9 protein-coding genes are annotated in these 13144 nt (G+C 56.2%); 8 read left to right on the top strand and 1 reads right to left on the bottom strand.

Annotated elements, in window-relative coordinates:
- Positions 1–86 precede the first annotated feature (86 nt).
- Genes Q1Q75_RS15335 through Q1Q75_RS15300 form a run of 8 tightly spaced genes read left to right on the top strand, consistent with a single transcriptional unit; the run spans position 87 to position 9135 of the window.
- Positions 87–1541, top strand: a complete 1455-nt coding sequence (locus Q1Q75_RS15335) for a PilN domain-containing protein (protein ID WP_300672391.1) — start codon at positions 87–89, stop codon at positions 1539–1541.
- Positions 1538–2059, top strand: coding sequence for a hypothetical protein (locus tag Q1Q75_RS15330; protein ID WP_300672389.1), 522 nt, complete (start codon positions 1538–1540; stop codon positions 2057–2059). The genes Q1Q75_RS15335 and Q1Q75_RS15330 overlap by 4 nt, the downstream gene beginning before the upstream one ends.
- 14 nt (positions 2060–2073) lie before the next feature.
- Positions 2074–2940, top strand: a complete 867-nt coding sequence (gene gspN, locus Q1Q75_RS15325; RefSeq protein WP_300672387.1) for a type II secretion system protein GspN — start codon at positions 2074–2076, stop codon at positions 2938–2940.
- A 10-nt stretch (positions 2941–2950) separates the two neighbouring features.
- Positions 2951–3832, top strand: a complete 882-nt coding sequence (gene gspC / locus Q1Q75_RS15320; RefSeq protein ID WP_300672385.1) for a type II secretion system protein GspC — start codon at positions 2951–2953, stop codon at positions 3830–3832.
- Positions 3833–3874: 42 nt separating this feature from the next.
- On the top strand, positions 3875–6028 hold the full coding sequence (gene gspD / locus Q1Q75_RS15315; protein WP_300672383.1) for a type II secretion system secretin GspD: 2154 nt from the start codon (positions 3875–3877) through the stop codon (positions 6026–6028).
- Complete coding sequence (gene gspE, locus Q1Q75_RS15310) at positions 6028–7752, top strand: type II secretion system ATPase GspE (protein WP_300672381.1); 1725 nt, start codon at positions 6028–6030, stop codon at positions 7750–7752. Before gspD ends, gspE begins: the two co-directional genes overlap by 1 nt.
- Positions 7745–8179, top strand: coding sequence for a membrane protein insertion efficiency factor YidD (yidD, locus tag Q1Q75_RS15305; RefSeq protein ID WP_300672379.1), 435 nt, complete (start codon positions 7745–7747; stop codon positions 8177–8179). Before gspE ends, yidD begins: the two co-directional genes overlap by 8 nt.
- A 29-nt stretch (positions 8180–8208) precedes the next feature.
- Positions 8209–9135: a hypothetical protein gene (locus Q1Q75_RS15300; protein ID WP_300672378.1), complete on the top strand. Its 927-nt coding sequence runs from the start codon at positions 8209–8211 to the stop codon at positions 9133–9135.
- A 1440-nt stretch (positions 9136–10575) separates the two neighbouring features.
- Here Q1Q75_RS15300 and Q1Q75_RS15295 read toward each other — a convergent pair.
- Positions 10576–13116 carry a DUF748 domain-containing protein gene (locus tag Q1Q75_RS15295; protein ID WP_300672377.1) on the bottom strand — a complete coding sequence of 847 codons (2541 nt, stop codon included), beginning with the start codon at positions 13114–13116 and terminating at the stop codon, positions 10576–10578.
- Positions 13117–13144: the final 28 nt, after the last annotated feature.

Genomic DNA, 13144 nt, shown 5'->3' with positions numbered 1-13144 from the left:
GGCCTTTCAACCAGGCTGTCGCCTGGCAATGAGGGTCGGTCGCCTTTTTGCGAGGTTGACGTGAATCATAAAAGGATTGGCTACGCGTGAAACTGACGGGAATAGAGATCACTGAGGAAGGGGCTGCCGCCGTGACGGTGGAACGGCAGTCCGGCGCATTGCGGGTGACGGCTTGCCGACGGGTGTCCCGTGGGGCGCTCTCCTCCGATACGGGTGCCTCAGCCGATGACTCGGAACTTTTGGCTGCCCTGGGCCGTGCCCTGACCGACCCGGGGGAGAAAGTCGCCGTTGTTCTTCCTGCCGCGGAGATGTGGGCCCGACGTGCCCACCTTCCCTTTCGGGACTCGAAAACCATTGATAAGGCGCTGCCCTTTGAGCTGGAGCCCACGTTACCGGTGCCCCTTGAGGGGCTTCGCATTATCTGGGAGAGCCGAGCGGCCGGGGATGGGGATTCAGAAATTATAGCACTCATCGGTGAAGAAAAGGGGCTTGAGAAACGACGACTTCAGCTTAAGGCGGTCGGCATGGAGCCGATGGTCCTGGCTCCGTCTGCGGTTGCTTCCGCTTTGACTCTTGCCCGCAATGAAGATGCCTTTTTTTTGACCTTAAGGCGTGTGAACCGGACCTGCACCCTTGCCGTGGTTTGTGACCGGAAATTGGTGTTTTTAAGAGTCCTGGAGCTACCGGCGGGCGATGGGGTTGAAACCATGACCCGTGAGGTGTGGCAGACCCTGGTGGCCCTTGCCGAAGGAGAAGGGCGTTGGACGAGGCCGGAAAAAATTCTGGTTTCGGGCTGGGATGATTTTCCAGAAACTTTGAAAACGCCCCTGGGCACAGTGCCCGTTGAAGGGGCGCGTCTTCTTTCCGCCACCGGCGCGGTGCTGGAAGAGGAGGTCAAGCCTCAATGGGAGGACGGGCCTTACAATGAAGCGCTTGCCGTGGCCTGTTCGGCTCTTTGCGGCTGGAAATATCCTGTTTTCTGGCGGCAGGGCTTTGCACCGATAGAGTTCATCGGCAAGCACAAAAAACGGGTTTTCTCCACGGGGGGGCTTGTTTTGGTCTTGCTCTTGCTTTTGGTGGCTCGGGCTGTGATAGGCGTTGAGGCGACACACCAGCAGCTCGTGGCCGTGGAAAAAAAGATGGCCGGTGTGTATCTTGCTACCTTGTCCGATGAAAAACGTGCTCCGGGCGCGGGCCTGCTTTTGCGATCCATAGAGGGGCGCGTGCGTGTGGCAAAAGAGGAGGCGATTTATGCCGGGCAGGGGGCCGTCCGGGTGCGGGTGATTGATATTTTGAAGGCGATCTCTACCCATGTGCCCAGTGACCTTAAAGTGAGCCTGACCCGGATGACCCTCGCCAAGGGGAAGCTGACGGTCTCCGGGCTTGCCGAAGATTTTGGAGCCATCGATACCCTGAAGGGTGCCCTGGAAAAGAGTGTTTTGTTTACTGGGGTGACCATCGCCTCCTCCAGTAAGGAGAGCGGGGGGGACCTGTTTCAGTTTAAGGTGGTCATAGCCCTTTCGGGTGAGGAGGCCTCATGATGGATTGGTTTGAACGATTGAGCAGCCGGGAAAAGGGGGCCGTGGCCCTGGCCTTGATTCTTGCCCTTCTCATAGGCGGGCGGGCGCTTGTCCAGTCGGCTTTTGGCGATGCGTCCATGGAACGTCGTCTCCTTGCGGTCAGGAAAGTCGAACTTCAGAAGATGGAGAGCCTGTCCCAGGAGTATCGCAGGCTCAAAGGGACCGCTGTGACGTCGTCAACGGCCTTGAAACCCGGAGAGACGCTTTATGCCTTTCTTGATGAAATGGCCGGTGTTTCGGGGATTCGTTCCCAGGTGAGTTACATGAAGCCCTCATCGGTCAAGAGCAGAGACGGGAAGGTGAGCCTTTCCGTTGTGGAGATGAAAGTGGTGGACCTTGCCATGGCGGAATTAACGGCGTTTCTTTATCGCGTCGAGACCACAGGAGATCTGGTTCGTGTCCGGGGCATTTCCCTGATGCGTATTGAGAAGAACCAACTGCTGACAGCGGTGATTTCGATAGAAACCGTGACCCTATAACAAGTGGAATTTTGATGAAAAAACGTCTTCTTTATACCTTTTGGATCGTGATATCCCTCTTTTTTTTTCTCAGGGTCCTTTTCCCGGGTGAGTTCGCCGAGGTATGGATTGAGTCCCATGTCGACCGTGAATTCGGGGCGGGTTCTCTGAATGTGGAGGAGGTGACGCCGGCCCTGCCTCTGGGGTTGACGGTCAAGGGGCTGGCTTTTAAGGTGGCGGAGCTTCCGCCGCTGACGCTCCGGGATATTCGACTGACGCCATCCTGGCTGACCTTGTTTTCCGCAACGCCCGGAGCGGAAATGCAGGCCTCCCTTTTGGGTGGAGAGGCCGAGGTGGATGGGCGGTTCCAGTATGAGGGGCGCCAGTGGCAGCATCTCAAAGGAAGGGTGGCGGATGTAGATCTCTCCACCCTGATGCCTTTTATTAAAGGGAGTATGCCGCTTGAGATATCGCTCTCCGGGCGTGGAGACGGTTCCCTGGATTTGTCTCGTGAAAAGAAGAAGGTGGAAGGGACGGGGCGTCTCAGTCTCTTTGATGTGACGGTGGGGTTTAAAGATCCCATTATTCCCGTTAAAAAACTGGAGTTCGCGTCCATTGCTGTCGATGTCGAAGTGGTGGGGCGTCGCCTGGCCTTCAGCCGGGTCCATGTGGAGGGCACGGAGGTGGACGCAGAGTTGAGTGGGACCCTCACCCTTTTGAACCGGATTGAATCGAGCCGCATTGATATCCGTGGTACCGTGAATCCGGATCCCGGTTTTGTCAAAGACCTCACGGATCGGATTCCCCTGGCGATGCTTGCGGATCCAAAACTGCTAAAGCGGGGGCGTATTCCCCTTCGTATCAGCGGGACCCTGGAACATCCCAAGGTCTCTTTTAAATAAGGTTGATCTTATGACGGACAGAGTTTTTACAGCACTGCATCTTTTCCTCTTGACGGTGATCTCGGCCCTTGCCGTGAGCCTTTTTTATCAGGGGGTGACCTTGAAGATTGGTTTGCCCGAAAAGCGAAGTGGCTCAGGAGCTGTGGCCGTTACGGGGAACGGGAGGCCTCTGGCACAGACGACCCTGTCCCAATACGATGTCCTGATGACCCGGAATCTCTTCGACCTGGCCGTGCCCGGCAAAGAGGTGGCAAAGGTCGAAGAGACCATTGACGTGGAGAGCCTCGCCGAGACACGGTTGCGTTTAAAGCTCTGGGGCACGGTGTCCGGGGGCGGGGAGACGGTGACCCGGGCCATTATCGAGGATGAGGTGACCCGGAAACAGGATCTTTACAAGGTGGGGGACACGGTTCAGGAGGCTGTGATTAAGCTTGTGTTGAGGGACCGCGTGGTGATGCGTTATAAAGGCCAGGACGAGGTGTTGATGATGGAAAAAGAGAAAGCCACCGCGTCGGGCTCCCGCAGGACGTCATCAAGATCGAGAAGCCGGAGTCCCTCGACGAACTCCATCAAGAAAAAGGTGAATTTGAAACGAGACACCGTCAACGATGCGATGATGAACATCAACACCCTGATGAAGGACGTCAGAATAAAACCCCACTTTCGCAATGGGCAGCCGGAAGGGATGGCGGTCAGCGGGATCAAGAGCGACTCCATTTTTCGCAAGATGGGGATCCGGAACGGGGACATCATTATCGGCGTGGACGGACAGAAAATAGAATCGGTGGATGATGCCATGTCTCTTTACGGCACTCTGAAATCGTCCAGTGAGATTCAGCTGGATATCAAGCGGATGGGTCAGATTCAGACCATTGAATACACCATTGAATAGCGGAATCTAAAGGACCGAATAAAGATGAGTATGAAAACGGCAATGAGACGATTTGCGGCGTGTGCAGTGGCAGGAGTTCTTTTCGCGTGGCTTCCGGTGGTGCACGTGGACGCACAGGAGCCCCTGGTCCCGGCAGGGGAGACCGTTTCCATTGATTTTAACGATGTGGATATTCGGGTCCTGATCAAATATGTCAGTGAGATGACAGGGAAGAACTTCATTATTGATCGCAAGGTCTCGGGCAAGGTGACCATCATCTCTCCGGGGCAGATCAGCGTGGAAGAGGCATACCATGTGTTTGAATCGGTGCTGGATGTTTATGGCTTCTCCGCCGTCCCGTCCGGAACCCTGGTAAAGATTGTCCCGGCGCGTGAGGCCCAGAAGAAGAGCGTGGCCACGCGGTTGAAGTCGGAGGCCGTGGATTATTCCGATAACATCGTCACTCAGCTGGTTCCGTTACGGTACGCCGACCCCTCGGAGTTGAAAAAGCTCTTTGCTCCCTTGATCTCCCGCAACAGCTCGATCCTGGCGTATAAGCCGACCAACACCCTGATCATTACGGATCTGGCCTCCAACATCAATCGACTCATGAAGATCGTGGACAGCGTGGATGTGACCGGGGTGGGGCAGGAAATTTCGATTCTTCCCCTGGAGTATGCCGACGCCGGGAAACTCACCAGCCTGCTGACCAGTGTGTTCAAGGGCACCTCCAAGAAGACCAAGAGCGCCGACAAGGCGACCTTTGTGGCGGATGAACGGACCAACACCATTATCATCCTGGCGGGAAAGGGAACCACCGAAAAGATTATCAAACTCGTGAAGATGCTGGACCGTGAAGTCCCTCGGGGCAAGGAGCGTATTCATGTGGTGTACCTGGAAAATGCCATAGCCGAAGACATGGCCAAGGTGCTCCAGAACCTCTCCAGTAAAAAACAGGCGGCGGATAAGGGGAAAAAGGCAGCCATTGCTTCTGAGAGGGTGAACATTATCGCCGATAAGGCCACCAACAGCCTGATCATTATGGCGGAAAAGAGCGATTATATCATCCTTGAAGAGATCATTAAAAAACTCGATATTCCCCGTAAGATGGTTTATATCGAGTGCCTCATCATGGAAGTGAAGGTTGAGGCTGGCTTCGCCATGGGCGTGGAATGGACCGTCGGGGATGATACGACCATCGGGGGGCGGGATTCGGCCTTCGGCGGGGGATTTTCAGGCAGCGATAAACCCTTTGCTGCCTTGGGCAGTGCCGCTTCAGGAGCTCTTCCCAGTGGTTTTTCCCTCGGGGTCTTTTCCGAGGCCATCGATATCGGTGGGGTGAAATTTCCCTCGCTGGGAGCCCTGATCAACGCTTACAACAAGGACTCCAACGTTCAGATCCTCTCCACCCCCCAGGTGTTGACCCTGGACAACGAAGAGGCGAGTATCGTGGTGGGCTCGAAAATTCCCTATCTCACCAAGTCCAGCAGTGGGGACAGCACCTACAACCAGTATGAATACAAGGACGTGGGTATTACCCTGAAGATTACCCCCCAGGTGAGTGAAGACAGGCGGGTGCGCCTGAAGATTTTTCAGGAGACCAGCCGGGTGTTTGGGGACCTCACCTCGGAACCCACCACCCTGCAGCGCAAGGTGGACACCACCGTGGTGGTGGAGGACAAGAGCACCATTGTCATCGGCGGGCTTATAGACAAGAGCCTGAACACCACGGAATACAAAGTGCCTTGTCTCGGGGACATTCCGGTGATTCGGTATCTTTTTTCCTCTTTATCCAATACGGAAGACCGAACCAATCTCTACATCTTTCTCACCCCCCGGGTGGTGAGCAGCCGGGCGGACGCCGAGAATGTCATGGTGGACAAACGGGAACGCATCGACCACCTGCGTGAGGGACATATCAAGCTCTACAACGAGGAGGAAGAAAAGGCGCTCCAAGAGAAAGCGCACCGGTCCGTAATTTCAGAGGACGAGGCCTCAGAGGACGAGGCCTCCGAGGACGAGGCAGAGGCCTTTGAGGTCGAAGCTGAGGAGCCCGCGGCGAAAGATGTGCCGGTACCCGTTTCGTCTGTGGATACCGTCATTACCCTGGATGCAGATCATGGCGGCGAGGGGCCGGAGGTTGAGGTGGAGGGCGCAGAGGTTCCCGCCGATATCCCGGCATCGATGGACTCTGCGGGTACCGAGGGGGACGAGTGATGATGCCCATCGCACCGGAGACCCCGTTCCGGAACCTTCTGGCGACCCTGATTCATGAAAAGTTTGGCCTCGATGAGGCCTTGCTGGAAGAGGTCCTTGTCTACGCTGAATCCCAGGGGATTCATTATGGTGAGGCGCTTCTGAAACGGCGGGTGTTGAGCGAGTCCAAGTTTTTGACCGTCCTTGCCGAAGTCTATGCCATGGAACTCGTGGACACCGTGGATATCACTGGGATGAAGGGTGAGTTTACAGAGTTTATTCCCATTCAGTTTTTGAAAAAACATTACATGGTGCCCTTGATTCCTGAAGATGGGAATGGCCCGGTGCGACTGGCCGTGAACGATCCCTGTGCCCTTCAGGCCGCGGATGATCTGGCCCGTCGCCTCTCCTGTGGCCCCCTGGCCAAGGTGATCGCTCCGCGCAGCCGGATCCTTTCGGCCATCAACACCTTTTATGACATGAGCCGGGGATCGGCCCAGGATCTGGTTCAGGACATGGAGGAGAGCGGCAGCGATATTCTGGCCGATATGGAGGAGACCGCCGATCTCCTGGATGATACCAGTGATTCGCAACTTATCCGGTTGGTGAACCATATCATCTCCCAGTCCATCAAAGCGCGGGCCAGTGATATCCACATTGAACCCTATCAGGACAGCTTTAAAATCAGGTACCGTGTGGACGGGATCCTCTACGACCTGTTAACCCCGCCCCGCTGGATTCAGACGGCCCTGGTTTCCCGTATCAAGGTGATGGCCAAACTCAATATTGCAGAAAAAAGGCTTCCCCAGGACGGGCGCATTGATGTCCGGATTGGAGAGCACGATGTGGATATCCGAGTCTCCACCGTGCCCACCACCCATGGTGAGCGCGTGGTCATGCGACTTTTAAATAAATCGGGTTCGCTCCTCACCCTGTCCGAGTTCGGCATGAGTGACTCCACCTACGCCACCATCGGCCGTTTGATCCAGAATCCCAACGGCATTATTCTGGTCACCGGCCCCACGGGCAGCGGAAAGACCACCAGCCTTTACGCCATTATCTCTGCCATCAATTCACCGGACAAGAACATCATCACCATTGAAGATCCCGTGGAGTATCAGCTTAAGGGCATCGGCCAGATTCAGGTGAATCGAAAGATTGACCTGACCTTTGCCCTGGGGCTTCGCTCCATTGTCAGGCAGGACCCGGATGTGATCCTGGTCGGAGAGATCAGGGACAGAGAAACCGCGGAGATTGCCGTTCAATCGGCCCTTACCGGTCACCTGGTTTTTTCGACTCTTCACACCAACGACTCGGCCAGCGCCGTGACCCGTCTGGTGGATATTGGCATCGAACCCTTTCTCCTTTCATCCGCCATCAAGGCGGTCATCGCCCAACGCCTGGTGCGTAAGCTCTGTCCCCAATGCAAGGAGCCCTATCATCCCGACCCGGATCTGCTGCGTCGCGCAGGGATTAATGCCGAGCGCTCCCATGGAGGGAATTTTTACCGGGCCGTGGGGTGCGAGGCTTGTTTTCAGACCGGTTACAAAGGCCGGATGGCCATTTTTGAAATCATGGAAGTGGATGAACATCTCAAAGGGGTGATGGTGAAAACCTCCGATGCCAACCTGATTAAAGGGGAGGCGGTGCATCAGGGGATGGCCACGCTGCGGGATGATGGAATTGACAAGGCGTTGCACGGGCTAACGACCATTGAAGAGGTGCTGCGGGTGAGTCATGACTAAGGGCACTGACAAGCCCCGGGCAGGAAGGGTAGGGCACCTGCTGATGGGCCTTTTTCTTTTTTCGGGGCTGCTTTTACCGGGAGGTGTTGGCGCCGAAACCTCTGATAATCCCCTTCTTTTTTCGCTTTTTAAATCATTGATTTCAACCACCGACAGCAAACGGTGCAGCCATGTGCCCTCTTGTGCCCGGTATGCCAAAGATGCCGTGACGAAACACGGCCCCGTTAAAGGGCTTGTGCTCAGCTGCGATCGGTTGATCCGGTGTGGCGGCAACGATACAGAGCGCCTTCCCCAGGTGGTGGTGGGGGGTGAGCGGTATGCCTGGGATCCGGTGTCATCCAATGATTTCTGGTGGGGGAGTAATGAAACGCTTAAAAAAAAAGGGACGCCCCCCGTTTTACCCCTGCATTTTAAAGGGTGGGATTGAACCCACGGACAGAGGAGTTTTTTCATTTGATGAATCGTCACGCCTTTTCAGCAGGCCTTCTGGGCCTGTTTCTTTTTTGTCTGACCGTTACGTCCGCTGTTTCAGAAACGATCATTTTAGATGCAGAGGATCAGTTCGGCTATGCCCGGACCCTTTATGAGCAGGGGGAGTTCCCCGGTGCGGCTGCCGAGTTTTCACGGTTTATCCATTTTTTCCCGGAGGCGCCTCAGCAGGCTGCGGCCCATTACGCCCGGGCACTGGCTTTCTATATGGATGAACAGTATGAAAAAGCGGGAAAATCCTTTGGCCGATTTCGACATCGTTTCGACTCCTCCGCGCTTGCCCTGGCCGCTGGCATGATGGAGGCCATGTGTCACAACCGCCTTGGCGATCCGGCAGGGGGCGTGGTGCTTCTCTCCAATCTTCAGGTGGAGTTTAAAGGGGATGCCGAGGCCCAGCATCTGCTCCTCACCCGCCTGGCCTGGACCCGCCTGGCCATGGGTGACCTGCCGCGCGCCGAGGCCGCTTTTAAGGCCTCTGCAGGGGATGTGGTCCGCTCTTGCGGGGTTCAGGGCATCCTGAACAGCCTGGACCAATTCAAAGCCCTGCCTGAAAAATCCCCCACCCTGGCCGGGGGCTTCGCCCTGATTCCCGGGGGTGGGTATCTTTATCTCGGCCGTTATCAGGATGCCACCGTGGCCTTTTTGCTGAACGTGGCCCTGGGACTCGCCGCTGCCGAGAGTTTCGATGACGGCAATAACGCCCTGGGTGCCCTGATCTCCTTTGTCGGCTTCGGATTCTATTCTGGAAGCATCCACGGCTCCTACACCGGTGCCCTGAAAGCAAACCGCCAATCCCGCGAAAGCCTCTGGAAAGAGATGCTCCACTGGGGCGATGAACTCGAAAAAAACCAAAGTAAATCCTGCCTCGGTCTGACCCTGACGATTCCTTATTAAAAATAGGCCTCCGGCGGCGAGGGTGGCGAAGCCACTTAGGCAAAAACACCTCGAAAGCGGGTTTGCGAATGCGCATCGGGGGGCGTCACTCCGGGCTGAAATGCGTCCGCATTCGCGTGGAGTGCAAGGAAACGCTCAGTGCGGCGCAGTATCAGCCCTGATGGGGCTCAAAGCAAACGCATTGTCACCATGAAGCTCAAGCTCATGAAGTGTCTTCGTCTCCGGCTACGCCGCTAAAAGAGTCTTGAGGCCTCGATCATCGTTTCGGCCATCAGCGTGTCTACATCACCACCTGATCACCCTTGTCCCCTGGAGCGCCGCACTCCGGTGCGGCATTTATGCGATACCGGTGGGATAGAGAGCCGCTCGTCGGGATGTGATAACGGATGGGAGGCAAGTTTTGGCTGTGAAGGTTGTTCGGGCTGGGGCCAAGCCTCCGCCCAAAAAAGCCGCGGCGGAGCACGGCGCGCCCAGTCGGGAGCCGTGGTGAATCCACTCCATTCTCAAAATCCTGGCATTGTTCCTGTTCGGTGGCCCCATTTCTCTTCAACTTCTTAACGGTGCTGTTTTTCGGGCGCGCCGTGCTCCGTCGCGGCATTTACGCGATACCGGTGGGAGAGAGCCGCTCGTTGGGAAGTGATAACGGATGCGGGGTAAGTTTTGGCTGTGAAGGTTGTTCGGGCTGGGGCCAAGCCCCCGTCCAAAAAAGCCGCGACGGAGCACGGCGCGCCCAGTCGGGGGCCGTAGAGAATCCATTCCAATGTGAAAACCCTATCGGTGTTCCGGTTCGGTGGACCCTCTCTCTTCAATTTATCATCGGTGTTGTCTTTCGGGCGCGCCGTGCTCCGTCGCGGCATTTACGCGATACCGATGGGAGGAAGCCGCTCGTCGGGATGTGATAACGGATGCGAGGCAAGTTTTGGCTGTGAAGGTTGTTCGGGCTGGGGCCAAGCCCCCGGCAAAAAAAAGCCGCGGCGGAGCACGGCGCGCCCAGCAGGGTGCGGTGGTGCCTCCACTCCGTTGTCAAAACCCTGGCAGTGTCCCCGTTCGGTGGTCCCATTTCTATACACCTCGCCACCGGAATCTCTCTTGATTTCACAAGAGCTGAATCGTTACCTTTAATCGTAACTATTCAGCTTCATCCTGTCTCTGGCTGGTCTCTTTTTGAAAAAAGTTTCGTAAAAACGTTTCAGCCCGTAGGGTGCGGCTCCCGCACCGTTCAACGTCACGCAAACCTCCAGCCCCGTCTCAATATTTATCACAAAATGCGGCGTTGCAGGTTTATCGGACGTTAATCGGTGCGCACGGCGCACCCTACCTTTCACATCGACAAGGTTACCTAAGGCCAGACCCTTTATACGGTTTCCTTCTTCATCGACCCTGCCGTATCGGTGCGTGGCGATTGGGTGACATGAGCTGAATAGTTACCTTTAATCTTTGTTAAAGCGTCAGCGTTGCTTCTGGTTTTTCCTGTTTCGAGACGGTGAAGCGGGGGGTACAGAGGTGGATGCGGGCCGGGTTGATTCCGTGTTGGACCAGGATATCGTGGATGGAGTCGGCGCGTTGTCTGGCCAGCTCCAGGTAGAGGGTTTTATCGACTTGGGGAAGGGGTGTTTTTTCGTTTTTCAGGAGGGGGTGGGTGTTCCCTTCCGTTGTCTCTTCTTCCAGGGTCAGGTCCTCGATCACCGCGTTGGCGCAGACGGTGAGATTCAGGACCTCTTTTTTCTTCATGAGGTCTGCCACGACCTTGAGGTAGGCGAGGCCCGCCGAGCTGGGGGTGGGGCTTCCCAGCTTAAAGCTGACGGGGTCCAGGTGGATTTCTGTCATGAGTTCGCCTGCTTTGTCGGCCACCATGAGCAGGGCTCCGTAGGGTTGCAGCAGGAAGGAGAGGTATGAGACGGAGGCCTTGGTGATGGCTTTGGTCATGGCTTTCTGGATGATGCTGTTCAGGCTGATATCGGGGTTGCGAATATCGCCGGTGACGGGGAGGGCAAGGTGGATGGTGCCGTGGTCGTCCTCCAGAATGGAGAGGGCGTAGTCCAGGGGCAGGGTGAGATTCTTCATCACCTGGTCGATGGTCTCCTCATCGTCGGCGACCAGCTTAAGGTTACGCAGGGTGAGCTGGTTGGTGACGTCGAGGACTCCGGCGTTGATGTCGATTTTTGACACGGCGCTGACGTTGCCGGTGTCGATGAGGTACCCCAGGGCCTGGGAGCTGTAGGGCGAGAGGGGGGCCAGGTTGATATGGGTGATCGCGGCGTTCAGGTGTGCTGTGACATCGGCGGAAAAGGGTCGGACCGTGCCGGTAATCGAGAGGGCCTCATGGGTGCTCAGCGTTGCCTGGAGGGACAGGGGAAGGTCTTGCTCCGGTTTTGAAGAATCGATATTTAAGAGCTCGAACCGTTTGAGGGTGACGCCCTTATTAAAGGATGGGGTGACGCTTCGATCCGTAAAATGGAAAAATTTGTTTCCGAAAATCCGAAGGGTGTTGATTTTCAGTGTGAAGGCCGGGGGCTCATCAGGTGGTGGGGGAGGCTCGGCTGGGCTGTCCACTTGTGAGAAGGGTGCTTCAGTTTCTTTGGGCTGGGGAGGCATCAGGGCGGTCAGGCTCTTGAGAAAGGTAAGGTGGCCTTCCGGGTCTCGTTCCAGGGCGGTGGCTACGTTTCCGATGATGAGGGTGTCGGCGCTCAGGTCACGGAGATTGTTCAGGGCGATGCCCGTGAGGTCGAGGGAGCCTATTTCGGCTAAGGGGGGAAGCGCTTTGACTCCTTTGAGGAAGATGTGCGGCGTCCGGATATTCTTCAGGCCGTTTGCCTTGAGATCGTAGATGAAAAGCCGGGAAAGAGCCGCTAACTCGTCACGGCTGTCGGTGTCGGTGGCCAGGGCTTGATTGACACTCAGGTTGCCCCGTGCGGTCAGGCCATCTTCCCGTTTGGGTTGAACGCGCATCTCACCATTCCAGATCACCCCTTGATGGCGAAGGTGAAGCCCTGGCTTTGTCATCATGGCATTGAGTTCACTGTTGGCAAGGCGCCCCAGGCTGCGGAGGTCTGTCAGGGCGTTTTCGGCGTCAAGGGTTGCCCATAGATCGCCGAGCCAGGTCAGATCCAGATCGTTGAGGGTCACCCCCTGGCTTTTTACCTTTCCCCCTGCATTGTGCAGGGCCAGGGTGCCGGTCTGACTGAGGGTGGTCCCGGTTCCAGGGGTGTGGGTGAAGGCGAGGCGGGTATCGATGGAGAGGTCGCCTGTCAAGTCGGAGAGATGAGGCGTCGCCATGCGGTGAAAGGGCGCAAGGGAGAAGGGCTTGAGCTGAATACCGCCTCGGACGGCCAGGGTTTTGGCAAAGGGGGTGAGATCCAGGGAGATGAGAAGGGGGCTTGTGTTGAGGCTCCCTTTGATCTCAAGTCGGGCTTCTTCTTCGGGTGTCCATGCATGAAGATGGGTCAGGGATGCATCGGTAAGCTCAAGGTGAAGGGTCAGGTCCGGGATGGTGACGGCCATCGTGCTTTTTTGGATGCTGAGAGCATCGATCCCGATCTTCCAGGGATTTTCTGCCTTTATCGGGGAGGCGGGTTCCGGGGGAGGGGCCTCTGAAGGAAGTTTGATCCCGCCGATGGTGATTTGTTTCCCTTGGGTGATCGCAAGGTCTAACCCTTCCAGATGAAGGGATTCAATGCGTATACGGTTTTTCACAAGTTCTGTCATGGCCAGGTTGACGGAACATCGGGTCAGGGAGGTTGTCTCACCGCTTTGCGATCGCAGATGAACCCCCTCAACGGCCAGGGATCCGGTAAAGAGGTTGAGGTCCACATTGTCGATGTGAGCCTCCGTTATGCCGTTTTTCATCAGCCAGGAGAGAGCCACATGCTTTCCTGCAAAGGGAAGGGCCGTCAAGACAACCAGAAGGGTGAATGTCAGCATGGTGAGGAGGATGCCGACACGGGAAACCAGAAATGATTTTAAAGCGTGGTTTATTTTCACAGTTCTATCGCCGAGTAAAATGATGGAT

It is taken from the genome of Desulfoluna sp. (assembly GCF_030145185.1).
In the GTDB taxonomy this organism is placed as follows: Bacteria; Desulfobacterota; Desulfobacteria; order Desulfobacterales; family Desulfolunaceae; genus Desulfoluna.
Note: the sequence above shows the minus strand (reverse complement) of the source record. Positions and strands in the feature narration are given on the sequence as shown.

Excerpts from the sequence above, each read along its gene's own strand:
- gspE (WP_300672381.1), top strand. The coding sequence starts at position 6,028 with ATGATGCCCATCGCACCGGAGACCCCGTTCCGGAACCTTCTGGCGACC.
- gspC (WP_300672385.1), top strand. The coding sequence starts at position 2,951 with ATGACGGACAGAGTTTTTACAGCACTGCATCTTTTCCTCTTGACGGTG.
- Q1Q75_RS15330 (WP_300672389.1), top strand. The coding sequence starts at position 1,538 with ATGATGGATTGGTTTGAACGATTGAGCAGCCGGGAAAAGGGGGCCGTG.
- gspN (WP_300672387.1), top strand. The coding sequence starts at position 2,074 with ATGAAAAAACGTCTTCTTTATACCTTTTGGATCGTGATATCCCTCTTT.
- yidD (WP_300672379.1), top strand. The coding sequence starts at position 7,745 with ATGACTAAGGGCACTGACAAGCCCCGGGCAGGAAGGGTAGGGCACCTG.
- Q1Q75_RS15300 (WP_300672378.1), top strand. The coding sequence starts at position 8,209 with ATGAATCGTCACGCCTTTTCAGCAGGCCTTCTGGGCCTGTTTCTTTTT.
- gspD (WP_300672383.1), top strand. The coding sequence starts at position 3,875 with ATGAGACGATTTGCGGCGTGTGCAGTGGCAGGAGTTCTTTTCGCGTGG.